This is a genomic window from Rummeliibacillus sp. SL167, assembly GCF_007896505.1.
Lineage (GTDB): Bacteria > Bacillota > Bacilli > Bacillales_A > Planococcaceae > Rummeliibacillus > Rummeliibacillus suwonensis.
Window position 1 is genome coordinate 327,428 of record NZ_VCBM01000001.1, and the last position, 26,176, is coordinate 353,603.

The 26,176-nt window shown below is 36.4% G+C and carries 18 protein-coding genes; 17 read left to right on the forward strand and 1 reads right to left on the reverse strand.

Translation table 11 applies throughout. The annotated features are described in order from the left end of the window. The first annotated feature begins 15 nt into the window (after nucleotides 1-15). Entirely contained in the window at nucleotides 16-3,723 is a 3,708-nt protein-coding gene (locus tag FEZ13_RS01330; protein WP_146551154.1) for an Ig-like domain-containing protein, read from the forward strand. Here FEZ13_RS01330 and FEZ13_RS19245 read toward each other — a convergent pair. Beyond that, nucleotides 3,673-3,846 (reverse strand): hypothetical protein, encoded by a 174-nt coding sequence (locus FEZ13_RS19245; protein ID WP_186725716.1) that lies wholly within the window; start codon nucleotides 3,844-3,846, stop codon nucleotides 3,673-3,675. The two genes, FEZ13_RS01330 and FEZ13_RS19245, sit on opposite strands and share 51 nt — an antisense overlap. Before the next feature lie 147 nt (nucleotides 3,847-3,993). Between FEZ13_RS19245 and FEZ13_RS01335 the strand changes: the two genes are divergently transcribed. The 16 genes from FEZ13_RS01335 (at nucleotide 3,994) to FEZ13_RS19250 (ending at nucleotide 26,091) form a co-directional block, all read left to right on the forward strand. Then, nucleotides 3,994-6,126 carry a DUF4430 domain-containing protein gene (locus FEZ13_RS01335; RefSeq protein ID WP_146551155.1) on the forward strand — a complete coding sequence of 711 codons (2,133 nt, stop codon included), beginning with the start codon at nucleotides 3,994-3,996 and terminating at the stop codon, nucleotides 6,124-6,126. Further along, nucleotides 6,104-7,951 carry a prenyltransferase/squalene oxidase repeat-containing protein gene (locus FEZ13_RS01340; protein ID WP_146551156.1) on the forward strand — a complete coding sequence of 616 codons (1,848 nt, stop codon included), beginning with the start codon at nucleotides 6,104-6,106 and terminating at the stop codon, nucleotides 7,949-7,951. Before FEZ13_RS01335 ends, FEZ13_RS01340 begins: the two co-directional genes overlap by 23 nt. Next, nucleotides 7,948-8,478 (forward strand): DUF4430 domain-containing protein, encoded by a 531-nt coding sequence (locus tag FEZ13_RS01345; RefSeq protein WP_146551157.1) that lies wholly within the window; start codon nucleotides 7,948-7,950, stop codon nucleotides 8,476-8,478. Before FEZ13_RS01340 ends, FEZ13_RS01345 begins: the two co-directional genes overlap by 4 nt. After that, on the forward strand, nucleotides 8,478-9,341 hold the full coding sequence (locus tag FEZ13_RS01350; RefSeq protein WP_146551158.1) for an energy-coupling factor transporter transmembrane component T: 864 nt from the start codon (nucleotides 8,478-8,480) through the stop codon (nucleotides 9,339-9,341). The genes FEZ13_RS01345 and FEZ13_RS01350 overlap by 1 nt, the downstream gene beginning before the upstream one ends. Then, nucleotides 9,314-10,990 carry an ABC transporter ATP-binding protein gene (locus tag FEZ13_RS01355; protein WP_146551159.1) on the forward strand — a complete coding sequence of 559 codons (1,677 nt, stop codon included), beginning with the start codon at nucleotides 9,314-9,316 and terminating at the stop codon, nucleotides 10,988-10,990. Before FEZ13_RS01350 ends, FEZ13_RS01355 begins: the two co-directional genes overlap by 28 nt. Next, nucleotides 10,965-11,885: an AAA family ATPase gene (locus FEZ13_RS01360; protein ID WP_146551160.1), complete on the forward strand. Its 921-nt coding sequence runs from the start codon at nucleotides 10,965-10,967 to the stop codon at nucleotides 11,883-11,885. Before FEZ13_RS01355 ends, FEZ13_RS01360 begins: the two co-directional genes overlap by 26 nt. A gap of 12 nt (nucleotides 11,886-11,897) precedes the next feature. Then, nucleotides 11,898-12,941 (forward strand): DUF58 domain-containing protein, encoded by a 1,044-nt coding sequence (locus FEZ13_RS01365; RefSeq protein ID WP_146551161.1) that lies wholly within the window; start codon nucleotides 11,898-11,900, stop codon nucleotides 12,939-12,941. A gap of 15 nt (nucleotides 12,942-12,956) precedes the next feature. Further along, nucleotides 12,957-15,218, forward strand: a complete 2,262-nt coding sequence (locus FEZ13_RS01370; protein WP_146551162.1) for a transglutaminase-like domain-containing protein — start codon at nucleotides 12,957-12,959, stop codon at nucleotides 15,216-15,218. A gap of 437 nt (nucleotides 15,219-15,655) precedes the next feature. After that, nucleotides 15,656-17,023 (forward strand): amino acid permease, encoded by a 1,368-nt coding sequence (locus tag FEZ13_RS01375; RefSeq protein WP_146551163.1) that lies wholly within the window; start codon nucleotides 15,656-15,658, stop codon nucleotides 17,021-17,023. A gap of 280 nt (nucleotides 17,024-17,303) precedes the next feature. Further along, the gene (locus FEZ13_RS01380; RefSeq protein ID WP_146551164.1) at nucleotides 17,304-18,209 is read left to right on the forward strand and encodes an HNH endonuclease; all 906 of its coding nucleotides are present in this window, start codon (nucleotides 17,304-17,306) and stop codon (nucleotides 18,207-18,209) included. A gap of 114 nt (nucleotides 18,210-18,323) precedes the next feature. Beyond that, complete coding sequence (locus FEZ13_RS01385) at nucleotides 18,324-19,319, forward strand: tetratricopeptide repeat protein (protein WP_146551165.1); 996 nt, start codon at nucleotides 18,324-18,326, stop codon at nucleotides 19,317-19,319. Nucleotides 19,320-19,424: 105 nt separating this feature from the next. Next, nucleotides 19,425-20,717: a trigger factor gene (gene tig, locus FEZ13_RS01390; protein ID WP_146551166.1), complete on the forward strand. Its 1,293-nt coding sequence runs from the start codon at nucleotides 19,425-19,427 to the stop codon at nucleotides 20,715-20,717. A gap of 184 nt (nucleotides 20,718-20,901) precedes the next feature. Continuing rightward, a complete protein-coding gene (gene clpX / locus FEZ13_RS01395) occupies nucleotides 20,902-22,170 on the forward strand; it encodes an ATP-dependent protease ATP-binding subunit ClpX (protein ID WP_146551167.1) in 1,269 nt (422 codons plus the stop codon). A 637-nt stretch (nucleotides 22,171-22,807) separates the two neighbouring features. Then, on the forward strand, nucleotides 22,808-25,135 hold the full coding sequence (gene lon, locus FEZ13_RS01400; RefSeq protein WP_146551168.1) for an endopeptidase La: 2,328 nt from the start codon (nucleotides 22,808-22,810) through the stop codon (nucleotides 25,133-25,135). Next, complete coding sequence (yihA, locus tag FEZ13_RS01405; RefSeq protein WP_146551169.1) at nucleotides 25,132-25,713, forward strand: ribosome biogenesis GTP-binding protein YihA/YsxC; 582 nt, start codon at nucleotides 25,132-25,134, stop codon at nucleotides 25,711-25,713. The genes lon and yihA overlap by 4 nt, the downstream gene beginning before the upstream one ends. A gap of 204 nt (nucleotides 25,714-25,917) precedes the next feature. Beyond that, nucleotides 25,918-26,091, forward strand: coding sequence for a hypothetical protein (locus FEZ13_RS19250; RefSeq protein ID WP_186725717.1), 174 nt, complete (start codon nucleotides 25,918-25,920; stop codon nucleotides 26,089-26,091). The last annotated feature ends 85 nt before the right edge of the window (nucleotides 26,092-26,176 follow it).

Genomic DNA, 26,176 nt, shown 5'->3' on the forward strand with positions numbered 1-26,176 from the left:
GCTGGGCGGCTCCTGTTGGCAAGTATTTTAGCATGTTCAACAATCTTAACAAACGGTGTATTCCTTGAAAAAGACATTGAAGCGAAAGCAATGGAATCAAATGGTGAATCGGTTCTTTTTCGCACTACACTAAACGATCGAACAACAAAAGCAGATCAACTTACATTTGATGTCTGGGCAAGTGATAAATCCACAGGGACTAAAATAGATAAGGAACAAATAAAAGTAACTAGTAATGACAAAAATGTTGCCATTAATTGGGCTGATTCTGAGAAAACAAGTTTTACCTTATATCTAACAGAAGGGGAAAACAAAGTCACCATTCAAATTACCAATGGTTCGGATGTTTTAACAAAAAGATATACAATCATTCAAGAAGAAGCAAAAACTGGAGAGGTTATTGGTGATTTTGTCTTTAGTATAGATGCATTTACACTTGGTATCGGTTATTTGGTTGAACCACAACGCACACCCATTGTTAAAGGGGAAAATAGTGCGCAAATTTTAGATCAATTATTGAAGGACAATAATTATAAATATAAATTCACAGGTAAGCTTACATCTGCTTTTTATTTAGCTGCTATCCAGTCAGCAACAAATAATTTTTTTGAAAATATGGCAATCCCTCAATCTCTACTGACTGCTATTAATGATTGGGGCGGAGACATAGATTACGAAGGAATTAATAGTGATAAAGATATTAAAAATGGACTTCCATACAGTATAGGTGAATTTGATCTGACCTTTATGTCTGGTTGGATGTATGCCATTAATGATGTATTTCCAAATGTAGGGTTTGCTGATTCGTATCCACAAGAGGGGGATGTATTACGGACACAATTCACACTATATGGCTATGGTAGAGATATTGGTTCAGGTGGTATTTGGGGAGAAGACTTTTTCCAAGAAAATAATAAAGATGAGGCAACAAGGGCTCTAGCATATATTAATAGTAGTCAACAACGTGAGGAAATTTTACAATCTAGCGAAGTGAAAAATGCCTATGATGCACTTTTAGAAGTTATTCAACAAATTGATGTTGATCAAGCATCTTTAGATAAATCAACGGATGTGTTAAATCATGCTGTTGTAAAATGGGTGCTAAAAAATGATGTAGAAGAACAATATAGCTATGATCTTACCGAGATGCAGAAATTGTTATTAGACGATGTATTAAGTTATAAGCAACGTATTGCTGCATTACCTTCAGTTGAAGATGTTTCAATAACTGATGTAACAACTATTAATCAGTTGAAGAAGGATGTGAACTCTTTAACTCAAGAACAAATAGATCTAATACCGAATATTTCTAAAATAGAGGAATTGGAACAAAAGATTGAGATGAATATAGTTCAATCTATCAAACAACTACCGGCAGCAGATAGGGTATCACTTGACGATCAACAAGCCATTGAAGCAATTAGGGCAGCCTATGAATCACTTTCAAATGATCAAAAAGAAGAGATTACAAATTATGAGGATTTTAAAACAATTGAACAAGCATATGAACAGTTTGCGATTAGTACATTAACGCAGCAAATAAATGAGTTGCCAGAAGCAAAGTTAGTGACGCTAGATGATGGTGAAAAAATTAATCAAGTATTGCAAAATTATAATCGCTTAAGTGAAAAAGTAAAAGAACAAATTTTAAATGCTGCAAAATTAGATAAAGTTGAATCTAAATATCAAAGTTTAGTAGCAATTCATCAAGTACAACTGAAATTAAACAAATTACCTAAAATTGATAATTTAACCATCAAACATGGACAACAGTTGAAAGAAGCTCGTCAAGCATATAATGATTTAACTGAGGAACAACAGCAAGAAGTAGATATTACACTTCTTGAACAACTAGAACTTAAGATGGAACAACTTGTGATATCGTCAAATAAGGTTTCAAATGTCATTAATTTAATTGATAATTTACCATCAGTTGATGAGTTAAAACGAACGGACCGTATGGATGTAGAATTAGCACGTGCTTTATTTGATGCACTTTCAGTAGATGATAGAGAAAAGGTGACGAATGAAGCAAAACTTATTTTGATTGAATCAGTTTTAAATGACTTAGAAAATGAATATGATCAGCCGATTAAAATAGTCGAAAATTTAATTAATCATATACCTAGTCTTTCTAATATTACGTTGCAAAGTAATTCAATAATCGAACAAGCATCTTTGGCGTATAACCAGTTATCGGAAGAACAGAAACAACAAGTATCAAATGCCTATATCTTAACGACAGCTAAAGCTATTTATGATGATTTGAAAGCACAAGATGATGCCAAAAAAGCACAAGCAGTAGCAGACAAAATTGCTACACTACCAAGTGTGTCATTGATTGATCTAACTGATGAAACACTGATAAAAAAAGTAAAAAATAATTACGATCAGTTAACGGATTCACAAAAACAGCTCGTTTTGAATAATGGGATAATCAGTGAATTAGAAGCCCGATTAGCGACGATGAAAGAAGCAGCTCTTAAAGTAAAGTCAATGATTGCCACTTTACCAGAAACTTCGAAAATCACAGAAACAGATTGTAAGAAAATCGAAGAAATACGCACGGCATATACAGCTTTATCGACAGCACAAAAGCAGCTCGTCACAAATGGTACTGTACTTGATCAAGCGGAGTTGCAATTAGCACAGCTACAAGAAGCATCAATCAAAAAATTAATAAAAGAAATCGATAATTTGCCAATAACGATTTCACTCAAAGATGAAAAGACAATTCGAGAGTTACGTTTAAATTACGATAATTTAAAGATACAACAACAAGCACTAGTGACAAACTATGTGACATTAAAGGCAGCAGAAAAAACGCTTGAAAGTTTAATCAATAAAGATAAAGAAGCAGCGGAAAAAATCGTGAAATCGATTAATGATCTTCCTTCAAAAATAACTGTGAAAGACCAACCAACAGTAGAAGCAGTTCGCAAAACATATAATGCATTAACAGAAACACAACAAATATATGTTTCCAATCTTGCCAAATTAGAGGCGGCAGAGAAGGTATTAGCAACTATTAAAGAAGCTGATCAGAAGAAAGCCAAAAAAGTGGATGATAGTATTTTACAATTGCCAACTACATCAAAAGTTACATTAAATGATGAAGCAATGATCACATCCGTGCGCAAGGCTTATAATGCGTTGACAACCACTCAAAAACAGTATGTTAAGCATTACGCAACACTCAAAAAATTGGAAGCAAAACTAGCTACTCTTCAACAAGCAACTAGAAAACCTGAAATCGATATTCCAACAATAAAAAATACAAGCAAAACGATTGAGGGCTATGTAACACCAAGTTCAAAAGTGGTGGTTTACAAAGGTAGCAAAAAGATAAAAACGGCAAAAGTTGATAAAAACGGTTTTTATAAAGTAACGATTCCTCTTCAAAAGAAAAATACAAAATTAAAATTTGTTGTATACAATCAAGAGGGAAAAAAATTAATTCAAAAAACAGTTAATGTGAAAGCAGCAACCGTAACCGCAGCATCTTCTGTAAAAGCGACAACGACAAAAATAATGGGGAAAGCACCTAAAGGCAAAACTGTCAAAGTATATAAAGGAAGTAAGCTGATAGGAAAATCAAAATCTTCAAAGAAAGGTACGTTTGTCGTAAAGATGAAGAAACAGAAAAAGGGCGCAAAGCTAAAAATAATCGTATTAGATAGTGTAGGCAATAAAAGTAAAACCAAAACGGTAACAGTAAAGTGAAGTTTCCGTTAGTGGGGGTTCTTCCTCCCTCACTGAAATAGAAGAACTCAGGTTAAAAGCGCCACGTCCTGTGGCAACATCTGAGTGATCAACATCATGTTGGCCCGAATCAATCGGGCGCATGCGGCAGTCCATCCCCACCTATATTTCTTGTTTCTTTCTAAACCTTGAGGTGGGGTCTTCCTGCCTGATAATGTGGGATAAAATAATCTTTATACTTTAAGTCAGTTGCACTGGCTTAAAGTTTTTTTAAGATGTTGAGGTGACAACATGTATCGAAATAAGTGGATACAGCGGTTCATTCGATTAGCAGCTATAGTGATGGCAGTTAGTTTCCTACTATTTTTCTTCAATCGACAAGATGTTAAAAAGTATGATGATGTGCTGGATTCGGAAGCAACAAATGTATCGAAAATGCCTTTATCTTTATCAGCAGTGAACGGCACAATCACAACTAATAATAGTGGGAACGGTGGATCAAATAGACATCAATCATCTGATGAAGAGGAAGACACTAAAAATACAAGTGATCCAGACACAAAAGATCAACAACAAGATCCTAAGAAAACAAATCATTTACGCTCTGAACAACAACGCACGCAAACAAAGATAAACAATGATCCAATTGATGGGCAAAGCAAAAAAGATAACAGCGATCTATCAGCACAACAAACAGACCAAGACTCAGGAAATCATCAAAAGCCATCAAAGAAAATAAATACAACTAACGAAGCGGGCAACCATCAAAGTAAGCAAGCCGATTCAAAAGAAATTATTGCAGGAGAAGAAGATCATAATCCGTATTTTACAACGTCGATTCAAAATGGAGAAACGGTTAGTCAGTCAAATTATCATTTTTCCATTACACAAAAGAATGCAAAAGTAAAAGTGTTACAAACATCCATTATCGTAAATGATGTCACCATAAAAGATTTTGCAGGGCAAGTGAAACTTAAACAAGGCAAAAATACGATCACTATCCGAGTCACCTATAATGATGCGCGAACACCGAATGTGGAACGTAGCTATACCGTTTATTATGAAGAAAATAAACTTGTTATTCGTACAAATCTAAAAGAGGAAAAAACGAATGATCAAGTGATTCGTTTTTATGCCAATGCATACTTTAATGAGCAACAATTTGATGTACATGTAGAATTGGATGGGGAAGTACTTGTTCAAAATAACGATGGTCAATATGAAGCATCGTTACGAAACGGCTATAACAAATTTGTCATTACGGCTAAAAAAGACGGCGAACAAGTCAAAAAGATTATTATCGTACAGTATGAAAAGAAAAAAGCACGCATCCATTTTGAAACAGATTTGAAAAATCAACAAGTAACATCGGCTGAACTAACATTTTATGCAACAGCATCAGTTAAAGAAAAGGCGATTCCTATGACTGCCTCACTCAACGGTGAAATGATGGAGGAAAAGAATGATGTATATTTTGACCTTTTAAGAGAGGGAAAAAATATAGTTGTATTGAGTGCAAAGTCAGATGGTGAAATCGACAAAGAAACATATACGATTTATTATGCCGAACCAACAGAAACTTCACAGGAAACTGTACCAAATGATAAAAACGGACCAACCATTGTTACGGATTTAAAAAATGGTACTCAGGTTCGTGGATCTATCAAAAATATTATTGTACGCGCAAGTGATGCCAATGGTAAACGAATACAAGCAAGTGGTGTTTCAGTAAAGGTCAACGGTCAAGGGGTTGGCTTTATATGGGATGATAGCGAAAAAACAAGTTATAAATTAAAACTACGTGAAGGGAAAAATACCATCGTCATAAAGGCATGGGATGTAGAAGGACGGATTACAACTAAGACCTATACCGTTTATGCTAAAAATGTGGATGAGGGAAAAGTAATCGGTCAAGCGACAATTAGTGTCGAAGCTTCTACTGTAGGATTAAAATATTTGATTAAACCAACAACCATTGATATTCACGAAGGAGAAAAAGGTTCTTATGTTTTAGATCAGTTACTCCGTAAATACGGGTTTACGTATCAAAATACAGGTACACTTGATAGTAATTTCTATTTAGCGAGAATTGCCAAAAAGGGAATGTCGCAAAACTTAAGGATTCCGTTAGACTTAGCGCAACTTGTAAAAAAATCATCATCTTATTATGATGAAACGAATTATGATCCAAATTCATTGGGCGAATTTGATATTGCCAATGGTTCAGGGTGGATGTATAGCATTAATGGTGATTATCCTAACTATGGATTTTCAGATGCCTATTTCTTAGATGGTGATATTATACGCATTCGTTACACATTACATTATGGTAGCGATATCAATGGATCAGGGATAAAAGGCAATAATAGTAATGGAGCGAGTACAACAGGAGGAAATGGGGATGCTTGGGGGAAAGAATGGTAATTTTATTGTAGCTATGTTATTAGCATTTGTTGGATTTTTTTATACCAACAATGCAGTACAAGCAAGTGAACGAACAGATCAAGATATTCAATCAATCATTGAACAAGTGATTGATTGGAAAAAACAAAGCATCGGGCAAAATGTAGATGATCCCCTTTTCAGCAATACGTATTTGAAAGATGCAGGGAATACAATCGCAGACTGGTATCCCATCGGTATGGGACGCATTGGCTACGATGATGACTATATGGCTTATACTGCTATGATTGATCGTATTGTCACTGAACGTTATGCGACGAAAAATAAGCTGAGTGAAACAAAAGCAACTGAATGGCATCGAATTGCCCTTGCATATTTAGCATCAGGTGGAGATGCAACAAATGTTGGCAATGGTATTAACTTAATTGCGGACGGTACGTATAATCGTGGAAAAACAGTGGATTTAGGCACGCAAGGGATCAATGGTTTAATTTGGGGATTGATCACTCTTGATGCAATGCGCTATGAAGTGCCAAAAGATGCGCATGATACGAGGCAAGAAATTATTCAACGTATTTTAGCCTTGCAATTAAAGGAGGGTGGCTTTGCATTCGATCAAAAAAAGTCAGATGTCGATATGACAGCTATGGCAATTACCGCCTTAGCTCCTTATTACAATAGTGAAGAAACTTATCATTATACAAACAAACAGGCAGGTAAGCAGGTCACGAAGTCAGTACGACATGTTATTGATGAAGCACTTCTATGGTTAAGCAAACAGCAACAAAAGGATGGAGACTATAAAAGCGATGGTAAGTCCAACTTAGAGAGCACTGCACAAGTTGTCGTGGCGCTTACATCTTTACATATTGATCCACAAAGAGATGAACGTTTTATAAAAAATACGCACTCCTCAGTGGATGGTATGATGAAATACCGCCAAGGAGACGGTGGATTTATCCATGCGAAAACCTATAACAAAAACAATCCAACATCGCAACCAGATGAGTCAAATTCAATGGCGAGTGAGCAAGCGCTTTATGCGTTCGTAGCACTTTTTCGATATATAGAGGGAGATCGTACACTCTACGATTTTCGAGATGAACAAACAACAAAAGTAAAAAATAAGATTTATGAGGTAGAACAAGCAATCGCTAAGTTAAAGAATCAGCCAGACCTAGCAAAGCAGGCGCTTGTATTGTATAAAAAAGTACCAATCGCTGAACGCAGTTATGTTGATAACTATGCTCTGTTAGAAGATACACTTACAGAGGAAAGAATTCCATTCAAAACAGCTTCATTAACAGCAAATCAAAAACAAACTAAACGGGTAATGACGACGCCAAGTTATTTCCATCAAAATAGACGCAAAGACAACGCCATTACAAAACAAGATGTGGCTGCAGTAGCTGAACTTGTTCGACAAAAGCCTTCGACTGAACAGGAGGTTACTGTTACAAAGTATTTAAAACAGTGGAAACAAGCAGATAATGCGTCTGATTTTTCAGAAGAAAAGAAATTATTGCAACAACGTCAGCAGGAAATTGACAAACTAAAAAAAGAAATTGCTTCTCTAAATGAAGAAATACTAGATAAATTATATCCATTTGAAGATTTAAAATGGAGTGATGCTAAAGCTGTAAAAGAAATTACTGCACGTTACAAGGCACTTCCGGTTAATGATCGTAAGCAAGTAATACAGTATGAAGATGTGGAAAAAGCAGAGGTACAGATTAACAGCTTAAGACGTCAACGTGTAATTACAGTTCTTCTAGTGGTTGTAGTAATCGTTTTAGGCATGAGCTTCATCATCAAAAAACGTCGTCAAAAGGATGATGAGGAATGAAAAAAGATCTACTTATTGTAGGATTTATCGTTGTTATTTTAAGTATTGTGTTTTCAGGGACGAAGATCCAATCTGTAGATGAATATTATATGACGCATGCGGATGATATTCGTCCAGATTCTGAAATTGTAACAGTATCAATCCAAGCAACCACACTTGTTGGACATGAAAATCGTGTAAAACCTGAACTTAGAAGATATATCCCAAAGAATGGGGTTATTTTAAAACCGACAAAATATGTGTTACGAAAAGACGATACAGCTTTTGATATTTTACAACGTGCAACAAGACAAGAAAGAATCCAAATGGAATATCAAGGAGCAGATAAAAATATTTACAAAAGTGCTTATATCCAAGGCATCAATTATTTATATGAATTTTCAGCTGGAGAGGGTAGTGGTTGGATGTATCAAGTCAACGGTAAATTTCCAAATGTGGGTGTCAGTCGTTATCGATTAAGGGATGGCGACACGATTGACTTTTTATATACAACAAATTTAGGTGACGATATCGGGGGTGGCATGTAATGGCTTTTGCGACGTTTCATCCTTTAGCAGTGCTTTTCTATTATAGCGTGCTGTTAGTACTTGCAAGTGCTACAAAACATCCATTGCTAATCGTTATTGTTCTATTGTCTTCCATAATATATAGCTTTTTATTGTATGGACGAAAAGGAACCTTTTCTAATATTTTGTATGATGCTCTTGTCACACTATTAATCGTTTTAGCTAGTGCAGCCTTTAAGCATAATGGTGTCACTCCGTTATTTTTCTGGAATGATCAGCCGGTGACAAAAGAGTCACTGATTTGGTCAATGGCATTGGGAGGTCTTGTCACAACTATTAGTTTTGTTTATCGAAATGCGATCCATGATTTACCAATGGATAAGTTGTTATTTGTAGGACGCCTTATATGGCCTACACTTGGCATGGGTTTATCAATGGCGATCCGCTTTGTACCACTCTGTAAGGAACGATTCTACCGTATGCATGCCGTGCAAAAAACGATTGGTTACTATGCAACAGCCAGCTCTTTTGATAGACTAGTTGGTTGGGTGAAAACCTTTTATGAGGCGGTTATTTGGACATTTGATCAATGTTTCCATAAGAGTGATGTCATGCGTGCAAGGGGATATCATTTACCACATAAAACAACTTTTCATTTGTATTCTTGGCATATCTCAGACTTCGTATTACTAGTCAGTTTAGCCATTATTATGGTATTTTTTTTCGTTATATATCCAAATATAGCCTATTATTATTTTCCACAAATAAAAGAAATGCAAGTTTCAACCATCATATTAGTAGTCAGCCTCATAATGGCACTATTACCGGTCATGCTTGAACTAAAGGAGAGAATCATATGGCATTATTACAGCTCAAAGATGTAAGTTATAGTTATTCAGAGGAGCAGTATATTCTACAACATATCGATTTATCAATTGATGAAGGTGCTTTTGTCACGATTTTTGGTCCTTCTGGTTCGGGAAAATCCACACTTTTAAAATTAATGAAGCCTACATCATTAGTCAATGGCAATGTAGTAGGTGAGATATTGTATGAAGGTAAAACTTTCTCAAACTTAAATGAAAAACAGAAAGTGAGCGATATTGGATTTGTTTATCAAAATCCAGATCATCAAATAGTAGTTGAGGATGTATGGCATGAACTTGCTTTTGGGCTTGAAAATCTGGGACTGTCAACGGTTGAAATGAAAGTGCGCATCGGTGAAATGGCTAATTTCTTCGGTATTCAGCATTGGTTTCGAAAAAAAGTATCGAATTTATCTGGAGGACAAAAACAACTTCTTAATATGGCATCCGTGCTTGTACTTCATCCCAAGCTGTTGATCTTAGATGAGCCCACTGCACAACTTGATCCGATTGCTGCAAAAGAGTTGATGAATATGCTTGGGCGCATTAATCAAGAACTAGGTGTGACGATTGTCATTGTGGAGCATCGTTTAGAGGAGTTGTTACCTTATACAACGCAATTTGTTTTTATGAAAAAAGGACAGATTCTAATACAAGGTTCTAGCGAATCATTTTTTCATCATTTTGCAAAGAAAGTTCCGGCATGGCAGTGCTATTTGCCAGCAGTTGTGCAACTTTCATTAACATTAGATCCGGAAAAAAAGCCTGCTTTAACAATACAACAGGGGCTGGCTCGCTTGAAAAATAAATCGTTCATGTTGCGTCCACCAGTGATAAAACATATTTTACAGGAAAATATCATCTTAGAATTGAAGAATCTCTCTTTTCGTTACCATCGTTATCAAGATGATATTTTGAGAGATGTACAGTTAAACGTATACGAAGGAGAAATTATTAGTTTGTTAGGAGGCAATGGCGCAGGAAAATCCACACTTTTACAAACGATAACAGGACAGTTAAGGGCTTATAAAGGAAAAATTTATTTGCATCATGAGCGTATTCGCTTTAATAAAAAAATATATCAGCAAGAAATCGGATTGCTACCACAAGATCCGCAACTTCTTTTTTTAGAATCGACTATAGAGAAAGATTTTGAACGGTTTGGTAAGCGTCATGGTTTAACAAAAGAGGAATGCCAAAAACGTATTATACAATGCAGCGAAAGACTTAACATTGCACATTTATTGCAACATCATCCTGAGGATTTAAGTGGTGGTGAACTTCAAAAGGTGGCGCTTGCAAAACTATTACTTTATCAGCCACGCTTATTGCTTTTAGACGAGCCAACAAAAGGGCTCGATCCACAGGCAAAACAGGAGATCATCTTTCTATTAAGGGAATTGCAAAGGGCAGGGTTAACCATTGTCATTGTTACACATGATATTGAATTTGCGGCAGTAGTATCCGATCGTTGTGGATTGTTCTTTGATGGACATATACCAGCGGTTGAAGAACCACATTGCTTTTTTATGAATAATCATTTTTATACGACAGCAGCAAATCAGTTAGCAAAGCCAGTTGAGCCACGAATTATTTTAACAAGTGAGCTGCTAGAAGGAATACAGCAAAAGGAGATACATGATGGACACACAACAGTTATTAGATGAAGTCAATCGCGTTGTTCGAGGGAAAGAAGAGGTTACAAGAAAAGTACTGATGGCCATTTTGGCGGGTGGTCATATTTTACTTGAAGATTTTCCAGGAGTAGGGAAAACGACAATGGCACTCGCTTTTAGTAAAGCGATGGGAATATCTTTTAATCGTATTCAGTTTACGCCAGATGTAACCGCTTCAGATATTGTCGGGTTTAATTATTTTGATAAGGGGCAAAATGGTTTCGTTTATCATAAGGGAGCTGTTATGGCGAATTTTGTGCTTGGTGATGAAATCAATCGTACATCGAGTCGGACGCAATCTGCTTTACTTGAAGCAATGGAAGAAGGAAATGTAACTGTCGATAGTGTGACATATGAGTTGCCACAACCTTTTATCGTAATGGCAACGCAAAATCCACTCGGAAGTGCGGGAACACAGCCACTGCCTCAAGCACAGCTAGATCGTTTCATGATTAAAATATCAATGGGCTATCCTGATTTTGAAAGTCAAGTGGCTCTATTGAAAGATCGTCAGACAACACAGCCTTTGGATGAAGTGGCACAGATCGTTGATAGAAAGCGATTATTGATGTTGAAACAACAAGTGCAAACTATTCATATTGATGATGCGTTACTCGTGTATATTACAAATTTAACGATGGCAACGAGGAATCATGCACAAATTTTACAAGGTATTAGTCCTCGTGGAGCGCTTGCAATCTGTCAAATGGCAAAGGCGCATGCATTTTTAGAAAATCGATCGTTTGTAACTCCTGAAGATATTTTAGCTATTTGGTCAGATACATGTGCACACCGTCTTGTTCTTCATCAAGGGGGTCAATCTGCCAATGAACTTTTAGAAGAGATTGTACATGCTGTACCTTCACCAGATGAGCAGTTAAGCTAGGGGGACTATGATATGAAATGGCGTTATTGGTTCTCAATTATGATTATATTAACTCTCTTCATGTTATTTAGTCAGGATACTTTCTTTTTTGTTCTGTTTATCAGTTGGATTATTTGGAATTTGGTTGATATCTTGATAAAAAGATTAGTGAGCCATACTTTCTCTGCTACGATCTCAATCCAGAGTGAAGTACAAAGGAATCAACATATTCCACTAACTATACAACTAAAACATCACAGTCTGTTGCCGGTTGCAAAGGCATTGTTATCCATACAAGCGGAAAATCGATTAACCAATGAGATGATGACAAAGGTATTGCCACTATCGATTGGCAGGAAGAACGAAAAAGTACTTACGATAGATGTACAAGCCCAAAGTTGCGGGCAATGGCATATTACATTACAACATCTTATAAAGCAGGGCGTTTTTCCGTGGAGTAAAACAGTGTATCCACTTCAAACAGCTACTTCGTTCATAAGCTGGCCCACAATCTTTCCGATTCAAATTATTTCGCCATTCGATACAGTAGAAGAAATTCCAGTATTGCAGCAACAACAAACACTGCGATCAACGTCTGAAAGATTAGGATTGCGTCCATACCGAATGGGCGATTCGATTAAACAGATTCATTGGAAATTGTCCGCAAAGCAGGATGAATTAGTTGTGCAAGAACATCTTGAGCAGCAACAATCTGCGGTGGCATTCTATATTGAAAAAAGAAAAGATACAGAACAATACGATACGATGCTATCAATGCTTTTTTCATTGTTAAATGCATGTATGCAACAAACAAAACTCGCTTTTATAGAGATAAATGGGATACGTTATGAATGCTCTACATCGCAGCAGTTAGGACATATTGCATGGCAATTATTACAAGGGGAAAAGGTGACGATGCCAAAATCATTTGGTTCGTGTATTGCTATCGTAGCAGATGAGAGTGTACCTGCTTCAGCAACAGCGCTTCGTTATCAACAATCGGAGACAGATTGCCGCACACCATTTGACTTTACAAAAGAAACAATGGATCAACGCTTTGCATCGGTCATTTTATAAGGAGATGCCACTTCAATGAAAAAAACAATATCGTTCGATTGGAAAGAACAGCAAAATAGGCATCTTCTATTGGGGTTTGCGATACTTTGTTTTTTAGCCAGTATTTATAGTGCTATAAAAGAACTTTTTCAAATCAAGAGTATGTCATATATAGGTCTTGTTGTTCTTACAATCGTTGCAATGATTCTCGAATGGCAAAAAAAAGAAGAACGAATATTTCGCTATACAAAACTCGGCTTTTTATTAGTGGTACTTTGTTCATTTCCTCTTTGGCTCAGTGGACTGACGACGCTTTATAATGAGGCGGCAGAAACTGTAGGAAAGACTATGGGGTATGATTGGACACAATATGATGTCAAGGAAGGTATGAGTTTTTATACCATTTGCTTAATCACAGTGTTTCTTGCCTATATGATGCAATGGTCCATTAAGAGAGTGTCATCTGTTATTTATATAGTGATGGCGCTTTTAGTATTCACTTGGCAAATGATAAGTATCCACTCACTCCACTGGTTACTCAATGCAGCCATTGTGATCACATTAGTTTTAGTTATTTGGTTAATGAAACAACCCAAATTAGAAATCAATGTATTGTTTCAACTCGGTACAGTTACTGTTGTGATGACATGTATGATTATTGGACTAGCATTTCTTATGAAGCAGCCAACATGGCAAAAAGAAAGTTTTATGATGACTCATACAAAGGCATTATGGGAGCAATGGCAGTATGGTGGTGAAAAAATCGATTGGCATACAAATGGTGATATGCAAAAACTAGCAAAGGCAAAAACAACGGATAAAGTAGCGATGACTGTCATGATGGAAAAACCGACTTCCCTATATTTACGTGGTTTTGTTGGTGCGAGTTATGATCAAAATAAATGGCAACCATTATCCAATGAAATCTATTATAAAGAGCAAGCTCTATTACATGGTCTTCGTGAAAAATCGTTTAGTAGCGATACATTATTGGCTCAAACTTTTCAGCTAGTTGAAAAATCGCCACTTTCAGAAGTACGCATATATCCGAAAAGTGTATCCACAAAATATAGCTATACGCCCTATGAATTAGCAACACAGCCAATGGCATTAGGGTTTGAACATGATGGATTAAATGAAAAAAACACGTGGACAAAAGCAGAACATTATCGTTATAAAATTGCATCTGCCGCACGTGTGCACTATCCTATTACAGCTTCTAAATTACAAGCAAGTAAGGCGGATGATTTCTTTGCAATGGAAGGTCATTACAATGAATTTGTCTACAAACAATATATTGCCATGACAAAAATGGACCGTACTATTCTACAAACTCATTATGGAGATCGTCCAAAAGAACGTTTGCCTTATGAAACAGCCATGAAAAAAGTTCAAAAGTTTGTGAAAAATGAATTACGCTACGATGAAAATGCAGGGGAACTTCCGAAAGGGAAAAATTTCGTACAATATACATTAGAAGATACAAAACGTGGCTATAGTCCGCATTACGCAACCATAGCGACGTTAACCTTTCGTTATTTGGGTATTCCGGCACGCTATGTAGAAGGTTATCTAGTGACACCAAGCCTAATGAAACATAAACAGGCCTATACGGATATAGCAGTAACAGGTAAAGAAGCACATGCATGGGTTGAAATTTATATCGATCAGTTGGGATGGATCCCCGTTGAAGTAACACCTGGATATGAAAATAAAATGCCAAAGGTGGAGACACTTAAAGCAATTACAAATCAAAAATCTGTGCATTCTTCTATTCCGCAACAATCTGTACAGAGAGAAAAGAAAACAAGTCAACAACAAGTAATTACAGACAAAGATTCAACTATTGAACCAGCACCAAAAAAAGAAAATAATCAGTGGCCTGTGATGAAAAAACTTTTATTCGTAGGCAGTATATTGTTGCTTCTTCTTATTTGTTTCATCAGCTGGTATGTCTATCGAAATCGGCACAAACTGCATAAATGGAAAAAAGCGTTACAATCGGATGATCCAATAATGTCAGCGAAGGCTCCTATTGCTATATTAGAAGGACAGTTTATGTATATTTTAAAGCTCGCAAAGCCAGATCCATCACTTTATAGCTGGTTAGCAGTTTTACCAATAGATATGGTTAAACCTTTCAGAAGGGCTATGGAGGATTATCAATCCATTCGCTACAGCCCTATTACAAAAGATTCGACGGAGTTATTGCGTAATTATCATATTATCCGAGAACAAATTGATCGTAATCTTTCTATCTATCAAAAAATTTATTTTTGGTTTAAGGGAGTCAGATAGTAGGGAGTATTTTATCTCGCGTTAATATTTGAAGAAAAATTTCATTTAAATAAGCCAATAGAATCACCAACAGTGTTTAAAAGAAAAAGTATGTATTTCTAATCAAAATAACTTAAAAAGACGCGGATGTTGCTAACCAACGTTCGTGTCTTTTTTGTAAGCTCTTTTTAAAAGAAATGAGTAAGATGAAACCAACGACGATCTGAGTTATGCTCTTTTTTATATAATTACAGTGTATATTTAGAAAATACAATTGTATTTTCCGGAGAAATTGTTTAAAATTAATGACATAAATAAACTTGTTGTATAACACAATATAGTTTTGTGTGATTTTTGTTTTCATATAGAAATTACTAAGATAAATGACCTCATTTGTTCTTTATATGAAGTATAAAACTATGAAAATGCAATTGTGTTCATACATTAGGAGGATAATAATGTTTGATAAAGAATTGAAAAGGGGATTAGAAGCAAGACATATTCAAATGATCGCGATAGGTGGAACAATTGGCGTCGGTCTATTTATGGGTTCAGCAAGTACAATCAGCTGGACTGGACCATCTGTTATGCTTGCTTATGCGATCGCCGGTATTTTTGTGTATTTTATTATGCGCGCGATGGGGGAAATGCTTTATATCGAGCCTAAAACAGGTTCATTTGCCACATTTGCTCATGAATATATTCACCCATTAGCTGGTTATTTAACAGCGTGGAGCAATTGGTTCCAATGGGTCATTGTAGGAATGTCAGAAATCATTGCAGTTGGTGCATATATGCAATATTGGTTCCCGAATCTTCCAGCATGGGTACCGGGGATCATCGTTATGGTGATTTTAGGGATTGCTAATTTAGTATCTGTTAAATCATTTGGCGAATTTGAATTTTGGTTTGCTATGATTAAAATTGTCACCATTGTTTTAATGATTATCGCTGGTTTCGGATTGATCTTCTTTGGTCTTGGAAATGGTGGACATGCCATCGGCTTTTCAAATTTATGGTCACATGGAGGATTCTTTACAGGGGGGATAAAAGGTTTCTTCTTTGCTCTATCACTTGTCATTGGAGCCTATCAAGGTGTCGAACTAATTGGTATTACAGCTGGTGAAGCAAAAGATCCTCAAAAAACGATTACCAAAGCGACAAAATCTATTATATGGCGTATTTTAATCTTCTATATAGGTGCAATTTTTGTCATTGTTACTGTTTATCCTTGGGATGAACTAGAAGCTGTAGGTAGCCCATTTGTGGTAACCTTTGCAAAGGTTGGTATTACAGTCGCAGCAGGCTTTATCAATTTTGTTGTGATTACGGCTGCCATGTCTGGATGTAATAGTGGTATTTACAGTGCTGGTCGTATGGTTTATACGCTTGCCGAAAACGGACAAGCACCTAAAATGTTCTTAAAAGTGTCTAAAAATGGTGTGCCTTATTGGGGCACAATTGCTGTTTTAATCGGCCTAGCTGTTGGCGTTATTTTGAATTTTGTTGCGCCATCTAAGCTTTTTGTTTATGTGTATAGTGCAAGTGTGTTACCGGGCATGATACCATGGTTTGCTATTTTACTTAGTCAAATCCGTTTTAGAAAAGTCCATGCAAAAGAAATGGCACAGCATCCATTTAAAATGCCTTTCGCACCGGTAAGTAATTATTTAACGATTATTTTCTTATTAATCGTGTTAGTGGGCATGTGGATTAATGATGATACACGTATTTCATTGATCGTAGGAATGATTTTCTTAGCACTTATGACTGTTTTGTTCTACGCATTTGGTATGAATAAACGCGAATATAAAACATATAAGTAATCCATCATCAATAGAAAACTAAGACAAAAGTATTTCAGCTAATAAAAAATCCGAACGATGAATCGAAATTCTAATTAGAATTTCACATTAGTTCGGATTTTCTTTTTATGGTTGAGTTCGTATTTTTGTCATAGCAACAGGAGAATATAGAGAGTTTGGCTGTATACTTAAAAAATTAGGCTGCATACTATTTTTACTTTTGAGACAATCTTTCATTCCTATCCAATCTGATAGCGTTATAATAGGGATAGAAAGTAAATGGAAGCAAGGAGTGTTTTAGATGCGTAGCTTTATCGTGATGCAGGGGGAAACCTATGAAGAGGATAAGGATTTGGGAATTATTTGGTCACCCATCTATGATAAGGCAGGTCTAGAACCGCATTTTTGGTCACGAATGAAACAGGTGAAAAAAGGAGATCTTATTTTTCATTATGTAAAGGGTGCGATCGTTGCAATGAGCATGGCACAAAGCGATTGCAGAGAAGAAGTGAAGCCGGTTCTATTTCGTTTACAGACGGAGGAAAAAGGTCATGTTGTTCAGACTACCTATTACCCTTTAGAGATCCCAATTATCATTCGTGATTTTTGGCAGGAAATCCATCCCCTACTGCCAGCAAAATATTCTGCTTTTCAAGATGATGCTAGTGGAAACAGCGGCTATTTATACCCATGCAGCGAAGAAATGACATTGACTTTTTCACATATCATTCGTTCCCTGAATAAGAAGAATGAAGAACAACAATTATCATTATCTATCGACGACATTCAACAAACCAATCCTCTTTTTTCTCTACTAGATCGTATAGATGCACAAGTAAAAATGCATTTACAACAAGAACAATCCTATTTTTTAGAACAACAACGAACATTGTGGCAAGAAAGATGTTCGATTTGTGATATTCATCTTCCAGCACTGATGCGAGCTACTCATGCGAAACCGATCAAAGACAGCCTATTAGAAGAAAAAAACGATCCTTATAACGGTATTCTTCTATGTGCCAATCATGCTATTTTATATGAAGAAGGATTGATCACATTTGATGGAAGCGGAAGACTGCATATCTCACAACAAATTGATCCTGAAGATTATAGTAAATTTCAATTGGTCCAAAATATGAAAATAAAAATCCATCCAGAAAATAAGTCTTATTTTAGATGGCATAAACGGTATCACTTTCACCCATAATGGTGAATACTGTCCGTTTCAATATGACATGAAGAATCAATAAGTTTTGTCATATGAAATTGTTTCAGCTTCAATTGAAAATATGCTATGATGTTGTAGGGAGAGTGAACACAATTGCGTAAAAAAAGAGGAAAACTTCAAAAACAAGGTAATGTTATTGTGTTCCCTGGGACAGTGGAGAAGCTGATTGATGAAGGTCAGCGATATGCTGAAAATTACCAATACGATAAAGCTGTCGAATTATTGCGTGAGGCATTGCAATATACAGAAGATGATGAAGGACTATTAAGTATTTATGCATTTTCCCTGTATGAAACGCGAAATTTCCAAGAAGCGAAAGCGGTTTGCGAAAAATTATTGGCTATTGGTTCACAATTATACATAGAAACCATGGAGCTTTATTTGACAGTATTAATGGAGTTGAAAGAATTTAGACAGGTAGAGACACTCATTAGCTCACTACTTGAAGAAGATGTCATTCCACCGGAGTCTCGAGATAAATTTATTCGGATTCAAAATCTTAATGCAATGGTTGCGGATACACAACATAAAGAGCAATCAGGTGGAATAGAATTAGAAAAAGTGTTTGAACAATTCAAAGCAGATTCTTTTTTTACTCAAAAAAATTTACAACAATTGCAAAATTTACAAGCTATTCGTGATATGAATCTTCTCCCACTGAAAGACTTAATGGTTGCCATAATTGAAGATAAGCGAGCACATCCAATGATTCAAAGTTTTGTATTGTACTTACTTGTTCAACAACAAATTGATGTAGAAGTACAAGTGAGAAAATTTGGTGAAATGTGTACGGTAAACCCAAAAAATCTAAAATTTCCTGAGGAAATGCCTGTTGCTAAGGAAGTTTTAAAACTCGTAGAAGAGAAATTAGAACAAGAACCATCTGCATTAGAAATGGTCCAATATCTATTAACAAGACATATGTTCGTGACATATCCATTTGAATGGTTTCACTATTTATCAGAGGAAATAGCTGAGGGCTATATTGATTTTGTACATGCTATGTTTGGTGAGGTAAAAGAAACTGACTACGATTTAATAGACCTTATCAATTTTCTTGAAGAACAGTCTGAGCTGTTCGATGTATGAAATCAGTTGAAACTATAGTTATCTATGATATACTAAAACAGTTGTGAAAGTCGTATTAACGAATGAATTGTCCAACATTTGAATTTAATTTTGGAGGTATTATAAATGTCAGCAAAATGGGAAAAACAAGAAGGCAACGTTGGCTTATTAACAGTTGAAGTTGCTGCTGAAAAAGTAGACGAAGCTTTAGATAAAGCTTTCAAAAAAGTTGTAAAACAGATCAATGTACCAGGTTTTCGTAAAGGTAAATTGCCACGTCAATTGTTCGAAAAGAGATTTGGCGTAGAGTCATTATTCCAAGATGCTTTAGAATTTTTAGTCAATGAAAATTATCCTATTGCTATCGACGAAGCTGGTATTGAACCTGTTGATCAACCAGAAATCGATTTTGAAATTGAAGATTTAGGAAAACATAAAGATTTCAAATTTACTGCTAAAGTTACAGTAAAACCAGAAGTGACTCTTGGTGACTATAAAGGCTTAGAAGTAACTAAGCAAGAAACTTCAGTTACTGATGATGAAATCGAACAACAATTAAAAGATCAACAAAATCGTCTTGCAGAATTAGTTATTAAAGAAGAAGGCGCTATCGAAGAAGGCGATACTGCTGTCATCGATTTCGAAGGCTTCCAAGATGGCGTAGCTTTTGAAGGCGGAAAAGGCGAAAATTATTCACTTGAAATCGGTTCAGGTTCATTCATCCCAGGATTCGAAGAGCAATTAGTAGGTGTAAAAGCTGGTGAATCGAAAGATGTAGTTGTGACATTCCCTGAAGAATATCATGCTGCAGAATTAGCTGGTAAAGAAGCTACTTTCAAAGTAACTGTCAAAGAAGTAAAAGCAAAAGAACTTCCAGAATTGGATGATGACTTAGCTACAGAAATCGATCCAGACGTAGAAACGTTAGAAGAGCTTCGTACTAAACTAAAAGAAAAAGCTGTTTCTGAAAAAGAAACTTCTGCTGACACAGCTTTACGCGATGATTTAGTAGAAAAAGCTGCTGAAAATGCAACAGTTGAAATTCCAGAAGTAATGATTGAATCAGAAGTGAACCGTATGCTACAAGAATACGATCAAAGCTTACAAATGCAAGGTATGAACCTTGATCTATACTATCAATTCTCAGGTCAAGATGAAGCCGCTTTGCGTGCTCAAATGAAAGAAGATGCTGAATCTCGCGTTCGCGTGGCATTAGTTCTTGAAACGATTGCTGAAGCTGAAAAAATTGAAGCAACTGAAGAAGATATTAACTCTGAATTAGAAAAAATGGCTGAACAATTCAAAATGGATGTAGAACAAATTAAATCAGTTTTAGGCGGTACTAGTGTAATTGAACATGATGTTAAAATTCGTAAAACAATTGAATTCCTGGTAGAAAATGCTAAAATATCTGAATAATACATTTGATTTTGAGTAAACCTGAACAAGGTACGGGTTTTAAATCCGTACCTTGTTTTCTTACTATAAATTTAGAAAATTTAGAATTATACATATTGAGAAGTAATATTGTAGCGAGAGTTCATAACATTTGATAATATAGATAGAATCTTGTAACATTGTTGCTTGAGTAGGGGTGAAATAATTGTTCAAATTTAATGATGAAAAAGGTAATTTAAAATGCTCATTCTGTGGCAAACCGCAAGAACAAGTTCGCAAACTAGTTGCAGGACCTGGAGTATATATTTGTGATGAATGTATTGAACTTTGTTCTGAAATTGTAGTGGAAGAACTTGGTACTGAAGAGGAAGTTGAGCTAAAAGACATACCAAAGCCAAAAGAAATACTAGACATTTTGGATGATTATGTCATCGGTCAAGAGCGTGCGAAAAAAGCGTTATCTGTAGCTGTATACAATCACTACAAACGCATAAACTCAAATAGTAAAATTGATGATGTTGAGTTGTCAAAATCTAATATTGTATTAATCGGACCAACTGGTAGCGGTAAAACATTATTAGCGCAAACTTTAGCACGCATTATCAATGTGCCATTTGCTATTGCGGATGCTACATCATTAACAGAAGCGGGTTATGTTGGAGAAGATGTTGAGAATATCTTACTTAAACTGATACAAGCAGCTGATTATGATATTGAACGTGCTGAAAAAGGAATTATTTACATCGATGAAATTGACAAAGTAGCTCGTAAATCTGAAAACCCATCTATTACGCGTGACGTATCTGGTGAAGGGGTTCAACAAGCCCTATTGAAAATTCTTGAAGGTACGACTGCAAGCGTCCCACCACAAGGCGGTCGCAAACATCCACATCAAGAATTTATCCAAATTGATACGACGAATATCTTATTCATCGTAGGTGGTGCTTTTGATGGAATTGAGTCCATCATCAAGCGTCGTATGGGTGAGAAAGTGATCGGTTTTGGATCCGATAACACCAAACATAATATGGATGAAAAAGATTTGATGAAGCATTTAATCCCAGAGGATCTGCTTAAATTCGGTTTGATCCCTGAATTTATTGGTCGTTTACCAGTATTGGCTAGTCTAGAACAATTAGATGAGGACGCACTTGTCCAAATTCTAACAGAACCAAAAAATGCATTGACAAAGCAATACGAAAAAATGTTAGAACTTGATAATGTTGAGCTCGAATTTGATAAAGATGCACTATATGAAATTGCAAAAGAAGCGATCGAACGTAAAACGGGTGCACGTGGCTTGCGTTCCATTATTGAGAATATTATGCTGGATGTCATGTTCGAGTTACCTTCTCGTGATGATATTGCAAAATGTATTATTACAAAGGAAACAGTTACAGAAAAAGCTCGGCCGAAACTTCTTTTACAAGATGGTACAGAGTTAGAGCCAGGCAACAAAAAAACGTCTGCATAAGAACTGATTGAAAAGCTGGCTTCGAACAAGTGCCAATCAGCACTTGTTCGGTGCCATTTTTTTATACCGTATTAACAACCTGCACGAAGCGTTTTAAAAAACGAGACTCTAGGGACGCCACTCCATTCATAAAACGAAAGAAAAATCAATTTAATCAATCAAATCGTTATTCTATAATAATTGTTGTGCTTTCAAACGTTACCAGAATGAGAAAATTTTATCCCGCTTTAACGGGCAGTAAGATCCCCATCTCAAGATTTAGAGAGAAATGAGAGAGATAGATGGGGGATTAACTGCCTGTAAAAGTCCGATTGGTTCGGGCAGGATGTTGGTCACTCAGGTGTTGCCACAGGACGTGGCGCTTTTAACTTGAGTTCCTCTATTTCAGTGGGGATGAAGAAAGCCCCCGCTGATGGAGTTTCACTTTATCTATTCTTTTGTGAAACGTCTATTTGTAATAAAACTGATGAAATATCGACGGTATTCATTAAGCTTTATTAAAGGCAGAACGAGTTGCTTTAATAAACTTTTACTGTGCATGAAACGAGCATTCTGTAACATACTTATTGTGTAAATAACAATGTTCAAAAGATACTATGATAAGATATTTTGAAATCACTTGGAGGTGTTCACTCGTATGACAGAAGTAACAAGAACGAAGGACATACCACTTTTACCACTTAGAGGGTTACTCGTTTACCCAACGATATTATTACATATTGATGTAGGTCGTGAACGCTCTATTGTTGCATTGGAAAAAGCGATGGCAGATGATAATTTGATCTTTCTTGTCACACAAAAAGTAATGAGTGTCGAAAATCCTGTTGAAGAGGATTTATATGAAGTGGGAACAGTTGCCTATGTCAAGCAAATGTTGAAATTACCAAATGGTACAGTGCGAGTACTTGTAGAAGGTCTCAATCGTGCAAAGATAAAGAAATGTTTAGAACATGATGACTATATGTCTGCTAACTTAGAAAATTTAGTGGATTCAAAAGATGTAGATATTGAAACAGAGGCATTGATGCGAACATTATTATCGTATTTTGAAAAATATTCTAAAGCTTCTAGTAAAATTTCAAACGAATCTTATGAAACGGTTGCAGATATTGAAGAACCGGGACGTTTTGCTGATACAATCGCCTCCTATTTGCCATTAAAAATGCAAGGAAAACAAGAAATCCTTCGTGCTATAGATGTCAAAGAGAGGATTAAAATCTTAATTCAGCGTCTACATGACGAGCAAGAAGTATTAAATCTTGAACAGAAGATTAATACGAAAGTAAAGCGTGCAATGGAAAAAACGCAAAAGGAATTTTATTTACGTGAACAGATGAAAGCCATTCAAGAAGAACTAGGCGATCGTGAAGGCAAGCAAGCTGAAGTGGCAGCACTAAAAAAACGTATTGAGACTTCGGATATGCCAGAAGACACGATGAATGTTGCGTTAAAAGAATTAGGACGTTACGAGAAAATACCAATTGCTTCTGCAGAAAGTGGCGTTATTCGAAATTATTTGGATTGGCTTCTTACTATACCATGGCGTACGGCAACGAAGGATCGTCGTGATATTCATGTAGCAGAAAAAATTCTAAATCGTGATCATGAAGGATTAGAAGAAGTAAAAGAACGGATTTTAGAATATCTATCTGTCCAACAATTAACCAATTCTCTGCGGGGACCAATCCTTTGTTTAGTTGGACCACCAGGAGTGGGAAAAACATCTTTAGCTAAGTCAATCGCGGAGTCTTTGAATAGGAAATTTGTTCGGATCTCACTTGGTGGAGTGCGTGATGAATCCGAAATCCGTGGTCACAGAAGAACGTATGTTGGCGCAATGCCAGGGCGCATTATCCAAGGCATGAAAAAAGCAGGTACGATCAATCCTGTTTTCTTACTGGATGAGATTGATAAGATGTCGAATGATTTTCGTGGTGATCCTTCTGCAGCCATGTTAGAAGTATTAGATCCTAACCAAAACAGTACGTTTAGCGATCATTACATTGAAGAAACATATGATTTATCCAATGTAATGTTTATTGCAACAGCAAATGATTTAAGCACGATCCCAGGCCCTTTAAGAGATCGTATGGAAATCATCTCAATTGCTGGTTACACAGAAGTCGAAAAACAAGAAATTACGAAAAAGCACTTAATTCCAAAACAAATGAAAGAAAACGGTTTGACCAAATCTCAATTACAAATTCGTGATGATGCAGTGCTTGACTTGATTCGTTATTATACTCGAGAAGCAGGTGTTCGAGGCTTAGAACGTCAAGTTGCTTCACTATGCCGAAAAGCAGCCAAAAAGATTGTTTCAGGTGATAAAAAGCGAGTGGTGATGACTTCGAAAAATTTAGAGGAGTTTCTTGGAAAGCATCGATTCCATCATGGACAAGCTGAAACAGAAAACCAAATCGGTGTTGCAACAGGTTTAGCCTATACCGTTGTTGGTGGCGATACGCTTCAGATCGAAGTTTCACTTACTCCAGGAAAAGGGAAGATCCAATTGACTGGTAAGTTAGGAGATGTCATGAAAGAATCTGCTCAAACAGCATTATCTTATGTGCGTTCAAAATCAGATGAATTGGGTGTGAAGGATGATTTCTTTGATACACATGATATCCATATCCATGTCCCAGAAGGGGCTGTACCAAAAGATGGACCTTCAGCTGGGGTGACAATGGTGACGGCCATTACTTCTGCTATTACTAAACGTCCAATTCGACGTGAAATAGGAATGACAGGAGAAGTTACTTTACGTGGGCGCGTTCTACCGATTGGCGGTTTAAAAGAAAAATCACTAGGAGCTCATCGCGCAGGATTAACAACCATTATTTTACCGAAAGACAATGAACGTGATATTGATGATATTCCAGAAAGTGTTCGTAAGGGACTCACATTTAAGCTCGTGTCAAATGCGGATGAAGTATTGGAATTAGCATTAGACGGAGGGATTTCATGAAAGTTCATAATGTAGAGATGGTCATCAGTGCTGTTCGACCATCTCAATACCCGGATGACGGTCTGCCAGAGTTCGCTCTAGCAGGTCGTTCTAATGTCGGTAAATCTTCTTTTATAAATCGAATGATTGGCCGAAAGAGTATGGCTCGTATATCTTCAAAGCCAGGGAAAACCCAAACTTTAAACTTCTATAAAATCGAAGAACAATTATTTTTTGTGGACGTCCCCGGATATGGCTATGCGAAAGTATCAAAATCTGAACGGGCAGCATGGGGCAAAATGATCGAGCAATATTTAACAGGAAGAAGTGTGTTAAAAGCGGTCGTACAAATCGTTGATATTCGCCATGAACCAACGGATGATGATTGTATGATGTATGACTTTTTAAAACATTACAATATTCCAACGATCGTCATAGCGACAAAAGCAGATAAGATTAAAAAAGGAAACTATGCCAAACATAAAAAAATAGTCAAAGACGTCCTCGATATGGACCCAAGTGATCCACTCATCTTATTTTCAGCTGAACTGGGAATGGGAGTGGAGGAAGCTTGGGAAGAGATTGAGAAAAGAATGTAATGACTACATAAAATGAAGCTTCCATCAGTGGGGGTTTTCTTCATCCCCCACTGAAATAGAGGAACTCAGGTTAAAAGCACCACGTCCTGTGGCAACACTTGAGTGACCAACATCCTGTTGGCCCGAACCAATCGGGCGCATGCGGCAGTTGATCCCCACCTATCTTTCTCTTTTCTCTCTAAACCGGGGGCTTACTGCCCGTTAATGCGGGATAAAGTGAAGCTTCACTCATTAGGGCTTCATCTCCAATGGGTGTCAGTAGAACTAGTCGGTATTACAGGCAGTATCCCTATAACCTCTACAGGTTGCTTGGATCTAAAGGAGAAGAGAGGTACTGCTGTTCATACAGATATAAAAGTAGAATATTGTTTCAGCTAACAAAAAGGAGCCAAGAATGTTCCAACATGCATTTTCTTGACTTTTTTATCTTGATTCAGCAAACTTTTATGCGAGGAAAGCGAAG